The following is a 19,931-nucleotide window of genomic DNA, read 5'->3' on the forward strand; positions in this document are numbered from 1 at the left end:
CTCATGCCAAACCTTCCAAGGCGCGTGGGGCAATGGGGCGGGCAGCGGGGGCCAAGGCACCCAGGCGGGCGGTCGCCGCCTCCACATTGCGCCGCAGGCGCTCAGTCTCAGTGGCGAGGGTGGCGTTGCCGGTTACGGAGAGGCGGTAGTAGCGGCGCTGACGGCCGTCAACGACCTCCTCTCGGTCGGCCTCAATGAGGCCGGCGTCCACCAATCGGTCAAGCGCGCCGTACAGGGTGCCAGGCCGCATGGAGAGCCGGCCCTCGGACAGGGCCGCCACCTCTTTGATGATCCCGTAACCATGCATAGGCGGGCCGGCGAGTGCGGTCAGGATCCAAAAGGTCGGTTCCCGCAGAGGTGCATCCACCTTCCCAATATATCGGGCACAAAGGTATGGCAAGGGCAAAACGTCGGCAACGTCTTGAGTTGAAGCTCTGCCTTGCTGCCCGCGGCGAAGGGCCGCATCGCAGCCGATGGCGTCGACCTGCGACGGCGGGGGCGGCATCCCGAGGGCGGCCGCCCCCGTCTGGCGGGTGTTGTCTGTCTACGCGGCGCGCTTGCGTCGGCGGGGGAGTAGTTCGGCGGCAGCTTCGGCTTTGGCGCGTTCGACGTCGAGTTCGGCGATGACCGAGGTGTAGACGTCGGTCATGGCGGCCGAGGAGTGGCCGAGGAGTTCCTGGATGTCCTTGAGGTCGGCACCGGCGGCTTTGAGAGGGCGGTTCGAAGATCGTTGAGTTGATCTATGCGTTGTGCCCGGTTGGAGGCATTCCGGCAGGTTCGTCAGTGTTAGCGATGGTCGATGGCGTCGGATGTGAGTCTTGGTCGTGACCGTCGGGCGGCTGTGGCGTTAGCCCGGTCATGGGTGATCGAAAGCGGTATCCCAGCGATGTCACCGACGAGCAGTGGGAGCTGATCGGGCCGTTTCTGCAGGCGTGGAAGGCCAAGCGGGTCGCGGTGTCGGTGTCGGGTCAGCAGGGCGACTACGACCTGCGGGAGATCGTGAACGCGATCTTCTACCAGAACCGGACCGGGTGTCAGTGGGCGTATCTGCCGCATGACCTGCCGCCGAAGTCCGCGACGTACTACTACTTCGCCCTGTGGCGTGACGACGGCACCGACCAGGTGATCCATGACCTGCTGCGCTGCCAGGCGCGGAGAAGGCCGGCCGCGCCGAGGATCCGAGCGCGGTGGTGCTGGACACCCAGTCGATCCGCGCGGCCAACCACGTGCCCGCGGCCACGACCGGCAAGGACGCCAGCAAGAAGGTTCCGGGGCGTAAGCGAGGCCTGGCCGTGGACGCGTTGGGGCTGGTCATCGCGGTCGTGGTGACCGCGGCGTCGGTCACCGACAACACCATCGGCATCCGGTTGCTCGACAAGGTCACCACGCACACCCCGACGGTCACCCGCGCGTGGGTCGACGCCGGGTTCAAACAGGACCTCGCGCTGCACGGGGCCGTCCTGGGTGTCGACGTCGAGGTCGTCAAACGCTCCGACACCCGGCCCGGGTTCGTACCGATCCGCAAACGGTGGATCGTGGAACAGGTCAACGGCACCCTGATGCTGCACCGACGCCTCGTGCGCGAGTACGAAAGCCGCCCGGAGTCATCGGTGTCCCGCACCCTCTGGGCATCGATGGCCAACATGGTGCGCCGGCTCACCGGCACGAGCACCCCGTCCTGGCGACACCGATGAACCTGACCACGGTCCTCGACCTGATCACCGAACGCGAAGCCGCCACCGACCAGACCGCGGCCCGGCTCCGCGAACAGATCAACGCGCTCACCGGCGAACTCGCCCGCGTCGAGGGCGAACTGGCCGACCTGGCAACCACCCGCACCACCCTGCGCGCCGTCACCGCCGCCGAGTTCACCGCCGACGACCCGACCATCGCCAGCGCCCCCTACCAGCAGATCCTGCACATCCTCGGCACCACGCCCACCGGCATGCGCGCCAAGGACATCTGCCTCGCGCTCGGCGTCGAGCCCTCACCGAAACACGTCGAAGGCACCCGCGCGAAGCTGAAACGCATGGTCAACCGCCAAGTCCTGACCGAAGACCAGCCCGGAGTGTTCGCCCTTATCCCGAAACGGACCTAAACCTCCGAACCGCCCTCTGACAACCCGACCCGCTCACAGCGGTCGCGTCAAGGGCACCACCCGCCCACCCGTGCCAGCTCGCCACGCACCTGTGACAGTCGCGGAATCTCTGTCACCGCTGACACGAAGAAACCTGTGACAGACACCTGTGCCGGCGCTATCAGCCTCGACCTTTGACACTCAGACGTCTCTCACAGTGCTGGTCAACGCGACGATCCACATCTCGGAACAGGTCGCGACCGGCCACGCCCGCCGCTTCTGTCAGTAACACACCGTGACTGACAGAAGTGGCGGGGCTTAGGAACACCTCGCGGACGCCCGGCGCCTGCGGATGTTCGTCCACCACGCCGAGCAGACCGGAAAAAAACACACCAACCGGGACGAAACACCGTCGAACCCCTGCCTGTGAGCGGCTGTGAGTGCGGCAAGTGTTCGCCAGGACTCACAAACTCCGGTTTGGGAGTGTCAGCGCTTCACGGCGCGGCGCGGAGCCGACAGCACATGAGCGAGCACACGCCGCACCAGCACAACCCTGCCGACCACATCGAGCCGGCCGACTCCACACTGATCGACCTGATCGCCGGCGACCCGCCGGTCCCGATCACGGTCTGGCGCACGGCACGTACCGGCACCGAACCCCACACCAGCCTGCCCACCCGTCTCGCCTACCGCCTCGTCGCCGCCTACAGCCGGCCCGGAGAGGCGGTCGTCGACCTCACCACCGACCACCCCCTGGCTGCGATCTGCGGCCGGGGCGGACGCCGACACCACCGCGCCTGGTTCACCGACGGCTCCGGCCTGCTTATCGGCCCGGCCACCACCGACCTGCCGGCGGCGACCGAGACTAACCCGCTGGCCACCTCGCACGAGCCGGAGGCCGGCGACAGCGATGGCGAGGAGCCGCCCGAACTGACCGAGTGGTTCGGGGACGACCTCACCGACCCCGACCTGTCCGGAATCGACACCGAGGCCGTCCGGCCGCCCGAGGACGGCCCCCTCGACGCGGCTACCAGCCTGGTGGTCGCCTGCTGGCCGCTGCACGAGGCGGACACGACCGCCCGGGTCCGGCTCGCCTGGCTCCTCGCCGCGTGTGCGCGGCTGCTGCGCCCCGGCGGCTGCCTCGTCCTCGTGGTCGGCGTGCCCGCCGGTACGCAGCCCACGCCGGAGGACTTCGGCCCGCTGGTGGCTGCCGCCTCCAGTGCCGGGCTCGGCTACCTGCAGCACATCGTCGCGGTCGAGGCCGACACCGACGGCGACCAGTTCGTCTACCACGTCGTCACCGACGAGGAACTGCTCACCCTGGCCCACGCCAACCCCGAACAGTGGGCGGTGGCTCACCTGCGGGTGCACGCTGACCTGCTGGTCTTCACCCCACGACAGGCCCCGTCGACCGAGTCGCGACGACGCGGCAACGGCGGTGGTCGCCGTGCCTGAGCACACCGCCCCCGGGCAACCCGACCCGCACGAGCCGGACACCACCAGCCCCGCCACCGGCGAGGACTACCCGGGCCGGCACCGGGAGTACGAGGGCCGCCACCGCGCCGACCCCGAGGGCCTGTCGGTCTGGGCCACCGCCCAGTCGACCGGCCCGGTGCAACGGCGCGGCCGGTATCTGCAGGAGTCGGTCAAGCACCCTGCCCGGATGCTGCCGGCGATCGCCGCCCATGCGATCGGCGCCTACACCCAGCCCGGTGACCTGGTCCTGGATCCGATGTGCGGGATCGGCACCACCTTGGTCGAGGCGGTCCACGCCGGCCGCGACGCCTTCGGCATCGAGTACGAGCCACAGTGGAGCAACATCGCCGACGCCAACATCCGCCACGCCCACGACCAGGGTGCCAGTGGACGGGCGTCGGTGATCCGCGGCGACGCGACCCGACTGATGTCGCTCGTACCGAAGGCCCTCACCGGCCAGGTGGCACTCGTGGTCACCTCCCCGCCGTACGGGCCCACGGTGCACGGACTGGTCCGCCCCGGCGAGGGCGGGGTCGTCAAGTACGACGACCGGTATGGGGAGGACAAGGGCAACCTCGCCTACCGCGACCTCACCGGCTTGGCCGGCGGGTTCGCGCAGATCCTGCGCGGCTGCGCCACCCTGCTGCGGCCGGGCGGCGTGGTCTTGGTCACCGCGAGGCCGTGGCGCAAGCGAGGAGAGCTGGTCGACCTGCCCAGCGCCGTCATCGCGGCCGGTCTCCGTGCCGGCCTCGTCCCGATCGAGCGGTGTGTGGCGCTGCTCGCGGCGGTCCGCGACGGGCACCTCGTCGCCCGCCCCAGCTTCTTCCAGCTCCAGCAGGTGCGGAAGGCGAGGGCCGGCGGGGTGCCGATGCACCTCATCGCCCACGAAGACGTCCTGATCTTCACCAAACGGCCATCGCCAGTGGACGGAACTGGGGTGGTCGCGTGAGCGCACCCACCCACCGCTACCTGTCCCTGGGCGCAGGCGTGCAGAGCACCACGCTCCTGCTGCTCGCCGCCCGGGGCACGATCCCCGGGTTCGACGCGGCGATCTTCGCCGACACGTCCTGGGAACCGGCTGCGGTCTACCGCCATCTGGACCGGTTGACAGGCATCGCCCAGGCAGCCGGCATCGAGGTCGTGCGCGTCAGCACCGGAGACATCCGGGCTGACGCGCTCGACCCCGAGCACCGCTTCGCGTCCATGCCCCTGTTCACGCTCGGGCCGAACGGTCAGCGGGGCATGGCCCGCCGGCAGTGCACCTCCGAGTACAAGATCAAACCGATCAAGGTGGAGGTGCGGCGCCGGCTCGGCTACCCGCACCCGACGCGGGTGCCGGCCGGGGTGCGGGCGCAGATGGCGATCGGGATCAGCCTGGACGAGATCGGCCGCGCCCGGGATTCGGACGTCGGCTACATGCACAACGTCCACCCGTTGCTCGACCTGGGCTGGCGGCGGACCGACTGTCTCCGTTACCTGGCCGACCAAGGCCTCGGAGACACCCCGAAGTCGTCGTGCGTGGGGTGCCCCTTCCACGACGACGGCTTCTGGGCTGGCCTGCGGGCGAACAGCCCCGCGGAGTGGGCCGACGCGGTCGCCTTCGACCGGGCGATCCGCCACGGCTCCGCGAAGGCAAATGTGCAGGGGCACCCGCTGCGCGGGCAGTTCTTCCTGCACCGAGCCCGAGTGCCGCTCGACGAGGTAGTGCTGCGCCCACGCCCACGGCCGGCGGATTCTCCTGGCTGTGGGCCGTGGACTTGCCCGCACGACGCGACGGCACCTGCCGCCGCGGGGCGTGGGGAGGTGGCGTGAACGGTGAAGCCACCGCCGCACCACGAGTCGGTTCCCTGTGCAGCGGGTACGGCGGGCTCGACCTGGCCGTCGAGCTGGTGCTCGGCGGCCGGCTCGCCTGGTACGCCGAGACCGACCGACACGCCGCCACCGTTCTCGCCCATCACTGGCCCGGTATCCCGAACCTCGGCGATATCAGCGTCGTCGACTGGGCCCAGGTCGAACCCGTCGACATCCTCACCGCCGGATTCCCCTGCCAGGACATCAGCAACGCCGGCAAACGCGTCGGCATCACCGGTGAGCACTCCAGCGTCTGGAACCACGTCGCTGCAGCCGTTCGCGTCCTACGACCGCACCTGCTGTTCGTGGAGAACGTCGCCGCCCTCCTACGACGAGGACTCGACGTCGTCCACGCCGACCTGGCCGAGATCGGGTACGACACGAGCTGGCTATGCCTACGCGCATCCGACATCGGCGCAGCCCACCGCCGCGACCGGCTGTTCCTGCTGGCCACCCCCACCGGCCGTCTGGGAGGGGGTGCGGACGTTGCCGACACCGTGCGCCCGTGATGGCAAGGGCCCCGGCCACCAGTACGGGCTGCACGGTGGGAGCTGTTGCTCGGCCGGCCGGTGCCGGAGCCGACCCAACCAGGGCGGCACGGCAAACCGGTGCTGGCGCCGCCGTTCGTGGAATGGCTCATGGGCCTCGACCGGCAGTGGGTGACTGACCCGGTGCTCGCGTTGCCGCGCACCGGGGCGCTGCGGGTCCTCGGCAACGGCGTCGTCCCGCAACAGGCAGCCGCCGCGTTGCGGATGCTGCTGTGTCCGCACCGGTGGGCGGTGCCATCATGACCGATCCCACCTTGCTGGACGCCTACCGGTACCGGAAGGTCGGCCCGGTCGAGCTGTATCTCGGCGACGCCCGGCAGGTGCTCGCCGCGATGCCCGACGGCAGCGTCGACAGCATCGTGACCAGCCCGCCGTTCTGGTCGCTGCGGGACTACGGCACCGGTGCGTGGCACGGCGGCACCCCCGCTACCTGCCGGGCATCGCCGCGGCGGCGCTTCGTGCCGCCGGTGCGGGGCGACGTGGGCAGACCCGCAGTACGGGCTGGAACCCACCGTGGGCGAGTACGTCGACCGCCTGGTGGGCGTGTTCGACGAGGCGATGCGGGTGCTCAAACCCGCCGGGACGCTGTGGCTGAACCTCGGCGACAGCTACACCGGCGGTACCCGTCGCGCCCACGACACCAGGGGCGGAATCATCGGAACACCGGTGATGTCCGCGCTGTTGCCGGCGAAGAACCTGATCGGCGTGCCCTGGCGGACCGCGTTCGCACTGCAGGCGCGCGGCTGGCGGCTGCGTAACGCGGTCATCTGGTCGAAGACCAACCCGATGCCCGAGTCCGTGACCGACCGGCTCAGCACCGGCTACGAACTGCTGTTCCTGCTCACCAGGTCCCATTCCTACTACTTCGACCTTGACCCGATCCGGATCCCGCTCGTCCGGCCGGAGGCCGCCGACGGAACCCGGATCATCGGCGGGGCACGCAAGGGCCGCATCGGCGGGATCGGCGCGACCGCCCGCCGCCGCGGCGCCACCGCGTACGGCGCCGGTAAGTACGGCGCCGAGGAGGTACAGGTCGAGCCTCGGGCTGGGCGGGGCAACCTCGTCCCGCTCGGGCACGCTCACACCGCCGCCCATCCGAAGGGACGCAACCCGGGGGATGTGTGGCGGATCGCGACCCGCCCCTACCGGGGGTCGCATGTGGCCCCCTTTCCGATCGACCTGCCGCTACGGGCGATCGCGGCCGGCTGCCCACCCGGCGGTGTCGTTCTGGATCCGTTCTCCGGCGCCGGGACGACCGGGCTCGCCGCGCTGCAGCTCGGCCGCCGCTATGTGGGGGTCGACATCAGCGCCGCGTTCCACGACGAGGCGCTGACCCGGCTCGCCCCGCATCTGCCCGACGACGTGCCGATCGAGGAGAGCGGGTGAGCCTACGGACGGTGCCGGTCACGTTCGCCGAAGCCTGCGGCTTCGTCGCGGACTGGCACCGGCATCATCGGCCCCCGCGGGGTCACAAGTTCAGCGTCGGCGTGGCCCGCGACGACGTCCTGGTCGGCGTGGCCGTCGTCGGGCGTCCCGTCGCGAGCAGGCTAGACGACGGGATGACACTCGAGGTCACCAGAGTGGCCACGGACGGCACTCGTAACGCCTGCTCCCTGCTCTACGCGGCGGCGTGGAAGGCCGCCCGGGCGTTGGGCTACCGACGTCTGGTCACCTACACGCAGGACGCAGAGAGCGGGGCCAGCCTGCGGGCGGCCGGGTGGCGCGTGGTCGCCTCCCGGCCGGCGCAGCCGGGCTGGTCACGACCGAGCCGCCCCCGTGTCGACCACGGCACCGCCGAGATCGACCGACGTCGGTGGGAGCCGACCGAGCCAACCGGCTGACCATCACACCAGCAAACCTCACCATCCCGAGAGCCCGCCACCACCACGGTGGCGGGCTCTCTCCCTCTTTGCGCAAAAGGACCAAATCCCATGGACAGCAGAAAGGCCAGCACTCCCGCGGAGGATTCGCCGGTGTGGACCGTTGCGGGCATCCGGGCGCTCGGAGCGGTCACGGACGTCGCGACAGTCGGCGAGATCTTCGGCATGTCCCGCAGCACCGCCTACGAGCTGGCGCGCCGCGACCGCCTGCCGGTGCCGGTGTTGCGGGTCGGCTCCCGCTACCGGGTCTCCGTCGCCGCGATCCTGGCCGCCCTCGGCGTCCCCAGCGACCCCCCGGCGTCGCCGCCGCCCGCGACTTGATCACCCGGCCAAAACGAGCGGTGATCACCACCCACCGGACACCCGACAATCCGATGCTCGCCAGACGGCGGCGTCGGCGAGGAGAGAACTCGTCATGGCAGACGGATCCATCACCAAACGCTGCGGTTGCCGACAGAACGGCAAACGCCTCGGCGCCCAGTGCCCCAAGCTGCGCCGCGGCAACGGGTGGAACCCCCACCACGGCACCTGGCGCTACCAGCTCGAACTCCCCCTCGACGCCGACAACGGGCGGCGGCAGCTGCGCCGCACCGGGTTCGACACCCGCGAGGAGGCCGCCGCCGAACGCGACCACGTCCGCGCGCTGCTCGACCTCGCCGGCCGCGACGAGATCCAGCGCCGGCGAATCGCCGACCTGCTGCAGGCGTGCAAGCCCAACCAGCCGCTGCCGGACCGCGACCACGTGGCCCGCCGCATCCGCGCAGACGTGCCCGCCGACACCCGACTCACCCTCGGCGAGTACCTCGCCGAGTGGATCACCAACCGGGTCAGGTTGGCACCCGCGACCCGGCGCAGCTACCAGGACCACATCACCAAGTACTGGACCCCTCATCTGGGGCAGGTGGCGTTGCAGGAACTCACCGCCGCGCACATCGAGTCGGTCTTCGCCACGATCGAGGCCCGCAACGACGAGATCCGCGCCGCGAAAGCCAGCCCCGTGAGGGAGATCCGGGACACCGTGAAGGGGATCCGCACGGTCGGCGACGCCAGCCAGCAGCGGATCCTCGCGACCCTGCGCAAGGCCCTCAACGACGCCCGCCGGCTGTACCACCACAAGCTGGTCGACCACAATCCCGCCGAATCCGTCGAGCTAGGGTCAGGCAGATCGCCGAAACCCCGGCTCTGGACCGACGCGGCGGTCAACCGGTGGCGCCGCACCCGACAGCGGCCCAGCCCGGTCATGGTCTGGACGCCCGTCCAGGCGGGCGAGTTCCTCGACTTCGCCGAAGCCGAGGACCCCGAGCTGTACGCCCTGTTCGACGTGGCGATCCACCGGGGCCCGCGCAGGGGCGAGCTGTGCGGTCTGCACGACTACGACGTCGACCTGGATGCGGCGGCGATCACCATCACCGGCCAACGCACCAGCGTCGGCTACCAGGTGATCGAGAAAGGGGTGAAGTCGGCGGCCGGGGACCGGATCGTTGACCTCGGCGACGAGACCGTCACAAGTCTGCGCCGGTACCTTTTTCGCCGGGCGGCGTGGAAGGTCGTCGCCGGCGACGCCTGGGCCGACAGCGACATCTTCTTCGTCCGCAAACGCGACGGCCAACCCTGGCACCCGGAAACGGTCACCGGCCGATTCGACCGGCTCGTCGAACGCAGCGGCCTGCCGCCTGTACGGTTCCACGACCTCAGGCACATCGCCGCGACCCTGATGCTCGCCGCCGGAGCCAGCATCAAGGAAATCCAGGACACCCTCGGCCACTCCTCCTACAAGATGACCGCCGATATCTACACCTCCGTCCTCGCGGAGCTGAAAAAGACAACCGCCGAGGCCACGATCAAGCTCATCCCTCGCAGAAACCGACCGAAGGCTGCATAACGCCACGTCGACGCGCCACCGCTGGCCGGCACCCCGACTGATCAGTGTCGCCGGCCAGCGACGGCGTTGAGCCTTCGACATCGCGGGTCTTACTGGTCTTCAGGCCGTCACTGATGCCAGCGCCTCTGAGCCTTGACGCGACCTGAAAGCTACGTCGGCCCGCATCTCCGGGTGTCGCGGCAGCGGCGCGAGAAATGCCGCGCGGGATCTCGCGGCGGTCGGCACAGTGGTGTCGTGTTCGACGAAGCTCCCACGGTCTATGCCGACGAGTCCAGCAACTCCGGGGAGAACCTCCTCGATCCGTATCAGCCGGTGTTCGCCGTGGCCGCCGTGCGCTTGAGCGCCGTCGATGCGCAGGCGATGGTGCAGTCCGTGCTGGACGCGGTGCCGCCGCGGCAGGGCGAGCCGAAGTACGGGTCGCTGGCGAAGAGCTGGCAGGGCCAGGCGGCGCTCATGTCGGTACTGCCGACCCTGGGGGAAGATGTTGCGAGCGCGTTCGTCGCGCACAAGCGATTCATGATCATCTCGAAGATGATCGACTGTCTCGTGGTCGAGCTGGCATGGGCGGACGGCTACGACATGTACGCGGACGGTTCCGCAGTCGGGCTGGCGAACCTCATGCACCTGGCCGGTCCCGTGCTCGGTGACGAAAGCGCCTACGAGTCGATGCTGGCGACCTTCGTCAACGCGATCCGGCCCAACCAGCCGACCGTCCTTGACGATCTGTTCGATGCGGTCGAGGCGTACCGCCGGACAACCCGGGACGGCCTCGACACGCATGTCGGCCTTCTGCTCGCTGCGCGTTGGCACGCCCAGGATCTCGTCAACCTCATCGACGCTCGCAAGATCCGCGATGTTCTCGACCCCGCCGTTCCGTGCCTGATCGAGCTGTGCCGTCACGTCGGGGCGGCCATCGGCGAGTTCCACCTGGTGCACGACTCGTCGAAGACGATCAACCGGCACCTGCCGTTGCTGCTGTCGCTCGACCAGGTCCCGGCGGTCACGCCCGGCCTCCCGGCACAGGCGTTGCCGGTCGTTGACATCACCTTCGCCGACAGCAGCACGACGCCGCAGTTGATCATCGCTGACTGGGTGGCAGGTGCCGTCCGCCAGGTCGGCCAAGCGCGGGCGACGGGCACCGACGAGGATTCGTTCGTTGCGCAGCTCGTCCCCCTCGCGGAGCGATGGACGATCGGCGGGGTGTGGCCGAACAAGGATCTGATCACGATGCCGCGACGCATCTGATCCCGGTCGTCGCACCGCGTCCCGCCTCGTGGACTCACCCGGTGCCGGGGCTGCACCGTGATCAGTTGGCGCTGGCCTTCTGCGGTCACGACCGGGCGAGGTAACGGATCCCTTCCCGTTCAGGGCGAAGATCCGAGGCCCAGGGGACTTGCCCCTCACGGCTCTCAGAACCCGATCTGTCGCACCCCCTGGGTAGCGTGGTCGTCCAACCAGGTGCGAGCTCTGCCCGGGTCGAGGGTGAACGCGGGCGTAGCCGCGGCGAGTTGAGGAGGAAGGTGGTCGAGGCAGTGCGTGGTGTGCCCGCCCCGCCCCACCGGGCGGCGCCGAGTCTGGTGGCGAACTTCCTGCCGGTCCGGTTCCACGGACAGGCGTTCCACGCGGGCGTTGTCCCGTTCGACTCGCGGGAGCGGCTCCACGGGCTCCGTGCCGAGTTGCAGGGGACGCACGTGGTGGCCCGCGAGGGCAACCAGATCGTGTGCGTGCCGCTGACTGCGGACTCCCGGCTCGTCGGCACCGAGGAGAAGTTCGCGATCAACGACTTCCGCCATCTCACCATGCGCCTGGTACGCGAGGCGTTGGTCAACGAGGTCATCGGGATGGGGTACCGGCTTCGCTCGTTCAAGCAGCCCTGCTTCGTGTCCCGATTTCGCCAGCAGGATCTGCTCGCTCAGTGTGCGGGCGACCAGCGGGAGGCGCTCGCTGGTGTGCACGTGTTTCCGCAGTACCGTCTCGACGCGCGGGCCAACGGCCCGTCGGCGAGGATGGGCATCGTCGTGGGCCTGAAGACCAGGTACGAGTTCGACCTCACCGTGCGGGAGTTGCTCGACCGCGGGTTCGGTGTCGAGGGCCGGTACGTCCTCGCCCGGACCGGCGAGGTGCCGTTCCACCCGCATCTCGACGAGTGCGCCTACCGCAAGCTGGTCGGGGCGGTCGAGTCGGTGCGCACCGGGCGGTTGCATCTGCGTGACGCTCCGGCGGTGTCGGAGGTCGATGCTGGCGAGGCGTGGCTGGAGGGGCGTCTCGACACCTTTCAGGACGTCGTCGCCTTCCTCACCGGTGGACGCCAGGGGCCGCTGCTGGAACGGCTGGATGAGGAGGCCTTCGCTCTGACCGGGGCCGAGGGGCGCCTCGGACGGATCACCGCGCTGGCCAGACGGCTCGCGCGAGGCGGGCCCCTGCGGATCGCCGCAGACGTCGAGGTCGAGGTCGGGGTGCCTCTGGGAAACGGCTCGACCGGAAGCAGCGGCGGTCACGTGCGGTCGACGCCGTTCGCGGAGCCGACCTTCGTCTTCGACCCGGGCGGCGGCAAGACCGACAAGTCGGCCCAACGAGGGCTGACACGGCTGGGCCCGTTCGACTCCGAGTCGTTCTCGCCTCGCCGGCCGCGGATCCTCGTCATGACTCCCCGGGCGTACCAGGGCAGCGTCGAGGTCTTCATGAACCAGTTCCGGCGCGGGGTCCCGAACGCCAAGGTGTTCACGGAGGGCTTCGCCCGCAAGTACCGCCTCACCGACTGCGACATCCGTATCGAGGCCTTCGATGCCACAGGCCCCCGCGACGCGACCGCCTACCGCGACGCGTGTCTCGCCGCCCTGGACCGCGACGAGAAGCCACATCTGGCGATCGTGATTACCAGCGAGGCGCAGCAGGACCTACAAGGGGACGACAGCCCGTACCTCGTGGCGAAATCCACGCTGATGGGCCAGGGCGTCCCCGTCCAGGAGATCCAGTACGAGACGATCGGACGTGGCGACATCGCGTATCCGCTGGACAGCATGGCGCTGCAGTGTTACGCGAAGCTGGGCGGCATCCCGTTCGTGATCGCCGCCCCGGGCACGATCATGCACGAGCTGGTGATCGGCATCGGCAGCGCGCACATCAAGGCGAGCCGGTTCAGCGCCCCCGAGCGGGTCGTCGGAATCACCACCGTCTTCAGCGCTGACGGCAACTACCTGCTGTCCAACATGTCTCGCGAGGCCGACTACGACCGATACCCCGAGGAACTTCTGCGCGCCTTGCGCGTCTGCATCGACGAGGTGAAGACCCGCAACGCCTGGCGGCCCGAGGACGCGATCCGGCTGATCTTCCACGTCTTCAAGCCGCTCAAGGACACCGAGGCCGACGCCGTGAAGAACCTCGTCTCCGGGCTGCTCGCCGAGTTCCGTGCCGTGCAGTTCGCGTTCGTGCACGTCAGCGAAGAGCACGACTGGTACCTGTTCGACACCGCCGCGCAGGGTATCGGCAACACCGCGATGCCCTCGGGGCGCCGCCAGCCGAAAGGCCGCTACGTCCCCCAACGCGGGCACGCCGTGACGATCAGCTCCTGCGAGGTGCTGCTGACCGTCGCCGGGCCGTACGACATCAAGCGGCCCACGCACGGGCTGCCCCGGCCGCTGCTGCTCAAGCTGCACCGGGCGTCGACGTTCACCGACATCGAGTACCTGGCCGGTCAGGCGTTCCGGTTCACCGCGATGTCGTGGCGGCGGTTCTACCCGTCGAGGTCCCCGGTCACGATCATGTACTCCGACCTGATCGCGTCCCTGCTCGGCCAGCTCCGGCACGTCCGTAACTGGAACGCCGACATCCTGCGCACCTCATTCCGGACCAGCAGGTGGTTCCTATGACGAACCATGAACCCGGCGCGCACACGGTCGTCGGCGCACAGCTCGCCGACCAGATGGCCGCCCTCGACCGGCACCTTAGTCCCGCCAACAAGCCCGGGGATCTCGACGGGCTCTTCGCCCACCACATCCTGAACGGCGTCGACGTGTCGTTCGCCTGGGAGGTGAACCCGCTGACTACGCAATGGCTCGACGACCACACCGACAGGCTGCGCCACGCACCAGGGCTCGCCGTCCTCGGGTTCGCCCTGCACGACCACAGGTCCCACCACGACCTCGGTACACACGAACGCCTGGTGGACGGCCTGCGCGACCTGATGCGTCGCGACCCGTTCCCCGCCGACCGAACGACCTTCGCCACTGACCGGCGACAGTTGCTCGGCATCACCCTCGCCGCGCTCGTCACCCAGGACGCGCTGCCGGCGTTTCGCAGCTGGCTTCTCGAGATCCTGCCCGACTCCCGGTTCCGCGCCGACGACCCCCGCACCGACCTCGCGCGCCGTCACGCACTCGCCGTTCTGACCGACGACCCCGCGCAGCTCGGCAGTGTGACCAGTATCAAGAGCTTGCCCGAGCTTTCCATGGTGCACTGGATGTCGATCGTCGGCGCAGCGCGACTTGCCGACCCGGCCGCCGATCTGCATTTCATCCAGCGCCGGATCCTCACCGGCCTTCTGCGCACCGACGTCGGCGACCTGTCCACCTGCGACGCAGCCCTGGTACGCGCAGCCGCCGGCCGGATCATCGACGCCAGCATCGACAGCACGATCCTCACTCGCAGCCACGTCGGCGTCGTACTTCGCCGCTTCCCGGCCGCGATGAAGCGCTGGCGCTGGGACGATCCGGACGACGTCCGGCACCCGGTCCGCTGGGAGGTCGGCTCCGAACGCGAGATCCAGGACATCGTCTGGATCATGCTCCGGTCCGTGTTCAGTGACCTCGTCGATGAAGAGCCGTTGCCGCGGCTCGGTCACAGCTCCTACCGAGCGGACTTCGGAATCCCGCGCCTCGGCGTGCTCATCGAGCTCAAGTACGTGCGCTCGGCCGCCGAGTTCAAGAAAGTTGAAAAGGAGATTCTCGAGGACTCCATCGCCTACCTGCGCGACCGCGGCACCTACACGAAGCTCATCGTCTTCATCTACGACGCCTCGGCCTCCAGCCAGGAACACGACATCACCACCGCAGCGCTTCTTGAACGTGACGACATCATCGACGTGATCATCGTGTCCCGTCCCAGTCAGCTTCCCGCGCCGGGTACCGTGACGGCGACGCCAGCCGCTACACCCCGCCGAACCCGAAGCCAACGTACTCAGGGCTCACCCTGACCGTTTACCCACGTCGTGGGTCCAACTGCTCTTCAGGGGCGCCCGGCTTTTGGTCGGATGCGTTGCCCTGCCGGATCAGCTGATGGCGCTGCCGTTCACCTGTTGCTATTCGTGTCCCGTGGAATCGATACAACGGGTGCTGCCCATAATCGAGGGGCGACGGCACCGAGCATCGCGGAGCTTGACTGTTCCGGTTTTGGAGGCCGAGTCACTGCATGTGGGCGCGGCGGGACACGGACCAGGGCGATCGAGCCGTAGGGTGCGACGACGTGACGGGCATTGACGCGCTCCAGACGACAGGTATGACGGAGACGTCGGCGTACGAGGTGGAGGTCAAGTACCGGATCGGTGATCTCGCCGCGTTGGAGGCGGCCCTCGCCGTACGCGGCGTCGTCCTGTCGGCGCCGGCAGACCAGGATGATCAGGCGTACGCGCCGGTCGGCTGGGAGTACGGCCAGTCGAAGATCGGGGTACCGTTCGCCCGTCTGCGCACCGAGCGGGGGCGGCATCTGTTGACGGTGAAGACGCCGGTGGCCAACGAGCTGTCGTGTGTCGAGCACGAGACCGAGGTGGCCGATCGGAAGCAGATGGACGCCGCGATCCGGCAGATGGGTTTCTACCCGACGGTCCGCATCCGCAAGGCCCGCAGGACGGCGACGTTCGGGTTGATGTCGTTGTGCGTTGACGAGGTGGACGGCCTTGGGGCGTTTGTGGAGATCGAGCGGATCGTCACCGACGGCGAGGCGGGTGAGCGGATCCAGGCCGACCTCAACCGGTTCGCCGCCACGCTAGACGTGTCCCTGGAACGCACCACCGACACGTACGACTCGCTGATCCGAGCGGCACGGGCGAGGGTTTAGAACAGGGTCGCCGGCTCGACCACCGGCGAAGTGGGCCGTACGTCGAGGGTGTGGACCTGCAGGTCCAGGTCGAGGGTGACCGCCGCGTGGTCGGTGAGGCGCTGTTCGCGGGGCTCCTGCAGGTAGCTGCCGCCGCACAGCCGGTCGCGCAGAGCCGTGCCGACGTGCAGGTAGTCGAAGCGGTAGCCGTTGCCGGCCCGGCCGAACCAGCTGTGCTGCTGTGCTCCAGGGGCGAGGTGGTCGTGTACGTCTGTGAGTTCGGCGGCGGTCAGGGCGTCGAACAGGTCGTACTCGAATGACAGCCACACCCCGGGGTAGGTGGGCTGGTGGTCGCGGGGGATGACGTTGTAGTCCCCGCCGAGCACCAGGTGCGCCCGCTCGCTGGCTGTCAGGTCACCGATCACGGTGACGAGGGAGGCGACGAAGGCCCGCTTACGTTCGACCTTGGCCTTTGCGCGGTCGCTGGAGGGCACGTAGACGCCGAGGACGGTGACCGGTGGGTCGGTGTGGACGGTAGCGGCGACGGCCCGGCCGGGGATGCTCAGCCCGGCGGTGATGTCCGGGCGGACGGTGACGGGCACCCGGCTGATCATGGCCGTGCCGCGGTCGCCGGGCAGGGGTGGGTGGTGCACCTGGTAGCCGGCGCGGCGGAAGCAGTCGAGCAGGTGGGTGGTGCCGTCGCCGCTGCTGGTCTCGGTGAGCAGGAGGATCTGCTCGGGGCGGCCGGTGAGCCACCGCAGCAGCGCGTCGGCGCGCCGCCGGGAGGTGGCCTGGATGTTCAGGGTCAGGATCGATAGCACGGCGTCGAGTCTTCACGCCGCGAGGCGGCGGGCGAGCAACGGGGCCAGCGTGTCGAGGATGGCGGAGACGACCTGCTCGGGGGTTCGGCTGCGGCAGTCGACCTTCGCCTGGTGCCACGACTGGCGGTCGAGAAAGTCGAACGCCTGCTGGTAGAGCTGCAACTCGCGTTCGGGTGTGCCGGTGGCCTCCAGCCGGGTCAGTCGCCGGCGCGCGGCGAGCCGGCCGGCGATGACCTGCGGGTCGTCGACCAGGTAGAGGGAGATGGCCGGTTGCAGGACGTACCGGTTGTAGCTCCAGATCTCGCGGAGGTCGACCGCGTCGACGCGTTGCAGCACCAGTGAGGACTGGACGTACCGGTCGGTGATGACGATGCTGCCGGCGTCGAGGGCGGGGATGATCTCGTCTTCGACGTGCGTGGTGCGGTCGGCGGCGATCGCGAGCGCGAGGGCACGCCCGTGGATGACGGCCTCGGCCTCGCGGAGCAGTTCTCCCAGGCGGGTGCGGGTGGGTTCGGTCGTCAGGTGTACGGGTTGATCGGCACGGTGGCGTAGCCGCTCGGCCAGCAGTCCCGCGATGGTGGTCTTGCCGACGCCGTTGGGTCCCTCGATCACGATCAACACGGCAGGTCAGGCTCCCGCGGACGGGATCGGGATTAGCGGGAGCCGGATCGCCTCGGGTGGGCACTGTTCGGTGTCCGGGGCGCCGATGCGTTGGCCGGCGGCGATCACCGCGGCGGGGCAGCCCTTGCCGCAGGAGGCGTTGATCGCGCACGCCCCGCAGGTCGGGTTGGCTCCGACCTGGTAGCGGTCGTGGAAGCGGTAGCGGTCGAGGGCGTCGGCGATTTCCCCGTCGAGGATGTTGCCGACCAGGAACTCGCGGTCGGCGTGTGGGGATTGGGGGGTGCGGGCGGCGAAGACGAGGTAGGGGCAGACGGCGGTGTCGCCGTTGGCGAACACGTAGATCAGGGTGCCGGCGTCGCAGCCTGACAGCGGCCGGGTGTCGTTGGGGAACCGGATCGGCACCAGCTCGACCCGGTCGGCCAGGGGCGCGGTGGCGGCGGCGATGGCCCGCATTGTCTGCTCCGGGGCGGCGAGCCGCCCGTGGGACTTCACGCCCCGGCCGAAGCTCGACAGCGGGTTCATCAGCACGTACGCGGCACCCAAGTCGGCGGCGAACGCGCACAGCTCGGTGAACTCCTGCGGGCGGGTGAGCACGTTGGGCGTCGACAGGATCCCGTGTAGCAGGCCCGCGTCGGCGAACCGTTGTGTGGTCTCCCGGGTGACGGCGAAGGAGTCGCGGTTGCCCCGGAACCGGCCGTGCGAGGAGGGCCGAAATCCGTCGAAGCTGACGTTGACCCGCACGTTGCCCAGCTCGGCGAGGGCGGTGATCTGCTCGTCGCTGGTCAGGGTGGCGTTCGTGCAGATCTTCACGGGTAGGTCCATCCGTGCCGTGGCCGCGCAGATCTCCAGCAGGTGCGGGTGCGCGAACGGCTCACCGCCGGTCAACGTCAACCGGGTCACCTGCGCCCGCCGCAGCCGGGGCAGCACGGTCTCGACCATGTCGTGGAGCGCGATGTCCGCGCCGACCTGGGTGGAGGAGACAAAGCAGTGAGCGCAATGCAGGTTGCACCGCTCCGTGATCTGCACCAGCGCCTTGCGCTCACCGTCGTCGACGGACGTGCGGAAGTAGCAGGAACTGGCGTGGGTCTCGACGACCAGACGCTTACTCATGAACCCCTCCCAGCGCCCACCCGCTCGCAGGAGGCGCCGAAACCGCCTCGCCAACCTCGCGGGACTACCTCGTCCAGTAACCCGGCATCTACTCGTGTCGAACACCCTCGACGCCGATAACCGACACCGACCAGGTCGGCCGCGACCGCCGGAATCCGCGCTAATTCCTTGCGTCGACAGTGTTCGACGCCCAGTCGCCGACCAAGACTGAGCTCCGGCGTTATCGATCACCGCGACGCCACGACCTATTAGGTCCGGCGCTGGCCAGTTACTGCCAGAGCCCGCCGGGTCCCCACCGTCGGCGGAGCCGCTGGCACACGTCATCTGCGACTCAGAGGGAGGCAGGGTGCGACTCGATGCGTCGGCCGGGGGGCCGTCTGGGGCTGGCCTGCCCGCTCGCCTGGTGCGGGTGTGCCTGGCACTGGCCGCTGGGGTGGCAACGGTCGGCCTAGGAACGGCGACATGGGCGCTTGCGCAATCACCGGGGCCCGTTCCGGCGGCGGCCGGTTTGGTGCTGGTATGCGCGGCGGCGGCCAGCATAGCGATCACTGCCGGCGCGGCCGTTTGCGTGCATCGACTCGCCCGAGCGCAAGTAAGCACCAAGGTGGGCGCCTCACCTGCTGCAGGCCAGCCCGTGGTGGGGCAGCAGGTAGAGGTGTATGTCGGCCTCGCCCGTCGGTTGCAGGGCCTGGTGCACCGGGAGATCCAGCTGCTGGATGTCCTGGAGGCGCAGGTCGAGGACCCCGACCTGCTCAAGGGCCTGTTCCAAGTCGACCACCTCGCGACCCGGATCCGCCGCTACGCCGAGAACCTCGCCGTGGTCGGCGGGGCTGTGCCGAGGCGGCAGTGGAGCCGGCCCCTGCCGCTGGTCGAGGTGCTCCGCTCGGCGATCGCCGAGGTGGAGCAGTACGCGCGGGTGCGGGTGGTGCCACCGGTCGAGGGAACGGTACGCGGCCACGCGGGCGCCGACGTGGTGCACCTGCTCGCCGAGTTGATCGAGAACGCGACCGCGTTCGCGCCTCCCCATACTGAGGTGACGGTGCGTGCCCGGCGGGTGGCACTCGGCGTGGCAGTCGAGGTGGACGACCGCGGTCTGGGGATGCCGCATTCGGAGCAGGACCGGGTGAACGCGCTGTTGTTGGACCCGGGCCGGGTGGACGTCGGTGACCTGCTGCGCGACGGCCGTATCGGGGCGTGGGTGGTCTCGGCGTTGGCCCGTCGGCACGGCATCACCGTCAAGCTGCAGAGCAACGTCTACGGCGGCTTGCAGGCGGTGGTGATCCTGCCGACGCCGCTGCTCGGGGACCAACCCACCGGGCAACCGCCGGCGGTGGAGCCCGGCCGGATGCCATCGCGTGGCGAGCCGACCGTGGCGGCGACCGTGTCCTCGCCGGCGGCCGGTGCTTCGCCCTCGCCCGTCGGCGCTCGCCACCACCCACCGGTGCCGCCACCTGCGCCGACGCCCGCATCCCGCACCGGTGCCGCGTCCAGGCAGGCCCCGGGGAGGCCGGCGCTGCGGGCCCGCTGCTGCCGCGCCGGACGCGGCAGGCGCATCTGGCGGCCCCGTTAGCGCGGGGCGGACCGGGATCGGTGAACCAGCCGGCTGGTGATCACGACCCGACGCTTATGGCTGAC

Annotated in this window: 19 protein-coding genes and 1 pseudogene; 16 read left to right on the forward strand and 4 right to left on the reverse strand. The window is 69.6% G+C overall.

Annotated elements, in window-relative coordinates:
- Position 1: 1 nt before the first annotated feature.
- A complete protein-coding gene (locus tag KIF24_RS30935; protein WP_221087038.1) occupies positions 2 to 367 on the reverse strand; it encodes a PadR family transcriptional regulator in 366 nt (121 codons plus the stop codon).
- Positions 368 to 858: 491 nt separating this feature from the next.
- Here KIF24_RS30935 and KIF24_RS34835 point away from each other — a divergent pair.
- From KIF24_RS34835 to KIF24_RS31010, 15 genes and pseudogenes are all read left to right on the forward strand, one after another.
- Positions 859 to 1,694: pseudogene (locus KIF24_RS34835) on the forward strand (IS5 family transposase).
- Positions 1,691 to 2,098 (forward strand): hypothetical protein, encoded by a 408-nt coding sequence (locus tag KIF24_RS30945; protein ID WP_221086646.1) that lies wholly within the window; start codon positions 1,691 to 1,693, stop codon positions 2,096 to 2,098. Before KIF24_RS34835 ends, KIF24_RS30945 begins: the two are co-directional and overlap by 4 nt.
- 501 nt (positions 2,099 to 2,599) lie before the next feature.
- Entirely contained in the window at positions 2,600 to 3,532 is a 933-nt protein-coding gene (locus KIF24_RS30950) for a hypothetical protein (protein ID WP_221087039.1), read from the forward strand.
- Positions 3,516 to 4,502 carry a TRM11 family SAM-dependent methyltransferase gene (locus KIF24_RS30955; RefSeq protein ID WP_221087040.1) on the forward strand — a complete coding sequence of 329 codons (987 nt, stop codon included), beginning with the start codon at positions 3,516 to 3,518 and terminating at the stop codon, positions 4,500 to 4,502. The genes KIF24_RS30950 and KIF24_RS30955 overlap by 17 nt, the downstream gene beginning before the upstream one ends.
- On the forward strand, positions 4,499 to 5,365 hold the full coding sequence (locus tag KIF24_RS30960) for an adenine nucleotide alpha hydrolase family protein (RefSeq protein ID WP_221087041.1): 867 nt from the start codon (positions 4,499 to 4,501) through the stop codon (positions 5,363 to 5,365). Before KIF24_RS30955 ends, KIF24_RS30960 begins: the two co-directional genes overlap by 4 nt.
- Entirely contained in the window at positions 5,362 to 5,913 is a 552-nt protein-coding gene (locus KIF24_RS30965) for a DNA cytosine methyltransferase (protein ID WP_221087042.1), read from the forward strand. Before KIF24_RS30960 ends, KIF24_RS30965 begins: the two co-directional genes overlap by 4 nt.
- 45 nt (positions 5,914 to 5,958) lie before the next feature.
- Positions 5,959 to 6,195, forward strand: coding sequence for a hypothetical protein (locus KIF24_RS30970; protein ID WP_230415999.1), 237 nt, complete (start codon positions 5,959 to 5,961; stop codon positions 6,193 to 6,195).
- Between the two features lie 159 nt (positions 6,196 to 6,354).
- A complete protein-coding gene (locus KIF24_RS30975) occupies positions 6,355 to 7,338 on the forward strand; it encodes a DNA-methyltransferase (protein ID WP_331461333.1) in 984 nt (327 codons plus the stop codon).
- The gene (locus tag KIF24_RS30980) at positions 7,335 to 7,793 is read left to right on the forward strand and encodes an XF1762 family protein (protein ID WP_221087044.1); all 459 of its coding nucleotides are present in this window, start codon (positions 7,335 to 7,337) and stop codon (positions 7,791 to 7,793) included. The genes KIF24_RS30975 and KIF24_RS30980 overlap by 4 nt, the downstream gene beginning before the upstream one ends.
- A 90-nt stretch (positions 7,794 to 7,883) precedes the next feature.
- Positions 7,884 to 8,153: a helix-turn-helix domain-containing protein gene (locus KIF24_RS30985; RefSeq protein WP_221087045.1), complete on the forward strand. Its 270-nt coding sequence runs from the start codon at positions 7,884 to 7,886 to the stop codon at positions 8,151 to 8,153.
- Between the two features lie 94 nt (positions 8,154 to 8,247).
- Entirely contained in the window at positions 8,248 to 9,714 is a 1,467-nt protein-coding gene (locus tag KIF24_RS30990) for a tyrosine-type recombinase/integrase (protein WP_221087046.1), read from the forward strand.
- 171 nt (positions 9,715 to 9,885) lie between these two features.
- Positions 9,886 to 10,959 carry a DUF3800 domain-containing protein gene (locus KIF24_RS30995; protein ID WP_221087047.1) on the forward strand — a complete coding sequence of 358 codons (1,074 nt, stop codon included), beginning with the start codon at positions 9,886 to 9,888 and terminating at the stop codon, positions 10,957 to 10,959.
- 275 nt (positions 10,960 to 11,234) lie between these two features.
- Complete coding sequence (locus tag KIF24_RS34840; protein ID WP_221087048.1) at positions 11,235 to 13,583, forward strand: argonaute/piwi family protein; 2,349 nt, start codon at positions 11,235 to 11,237, stop codon at positions 13,581 to 13,583.
- Between the two features lie 53 nt (positions 13,584 to 13,636).
- Positions 13,637 to 14,905, forward strand: coding sequence for a PD-(D/E)XK nuclease domain-containing protein (locus KIF24_RS31005; protein WP_221087049.1), 1,269 nt, complete (start codon positions 13,637 to 13,639; stop codon positions 14,903 to 14,905).
- A gap of 269 nt (positions 14,906 to 15,174) precedes the next feature.
- Positions 15,175 to 15,765 (forward strand): class IV adenylate cyclase, encoded by a 591-nt coding sequence (locus tag KIF24_RS31010; RefSeq protein ID WP_331461334.1) that lies wholly within the window; start codon positions 15,175 to 15,177, stop codon positions 15,763 to 15,765.
- Here the strand turns inward: KIF24_RS31010 and KIF24_RS31015 are convergent.
- Genes KIF24_RS31015 through KIF24_RS33690 form a run of 3 tightly spaced genes read right to left on the reverse strand, consistent with a single transcriptional unit; the run spans position 15,762 to position 18,296 of the window.
- Positions 15,762 to 16,565: an exodeoxyribonuclease III gene (locus KIF24_RS31015; RefSeq protein ID WP_221087050.1), complete on the reverse strand. Its 804-nt coding sequence runs from the start codon at positions 16,563 to 16,565 to the stop codon at positions 15,762 to 15,764. The genes KIF24_RS31010 and KIF24_RS31015 overlap by 4 nt on opposite strands.
- 12 nt (positions 16,566 to 16,577) lie before the next feature.
- On the reverse strand, positions 16,578 to 17,177 hold the full coding sequence (gene tmk, locus KIF24_RS31020; RefSeq protein ID WP_221087051.1) for a dTMP kinase: 600 nt from the start codon (positions 17,175 to 17,177) through the stop codon (positions 16,578 to 16,580).
- A gap of 15 nt (positions 17,178 to 17,192) precedes the next feature.
- A complete protein-coding gene (locus KIF24_RS33690) occupies positions 17,193 to 18,296 on the reverse strand; it encodes a radical SAM protein (protein ID WP_230416001.1) in 1,104 nt (367 codons plus the stop codon).
- A 637-nt stretch (positions 18,297 to 18,933) separates the two neighbouring features.
- Here KIF24_RS33690 and KIF24_RS34845 point away from each other — a divergent pair.
- Entirely contained in the window at positions 18,934 to 19,866 is a 933-nt protein-coding gene (locus tag KIF24_RS34845) for a sensor histidine kinase (RefSeq protein WP_331461335.1), read from the forward strand.
- Positions 19,867 to 19,931: the final 65 nt, after the last annotated feature.

It is taken from the genome of Micromonospora tarapacensis, from assembly GCF_019697375.1.
Classification (GTDB): domain Bacteria; phylum Actinomycetota; class Actinomycetes; order Mycobacteriales; family Micromonosporaceae; genus Micromonospora; species Micromonospora tarapacensis.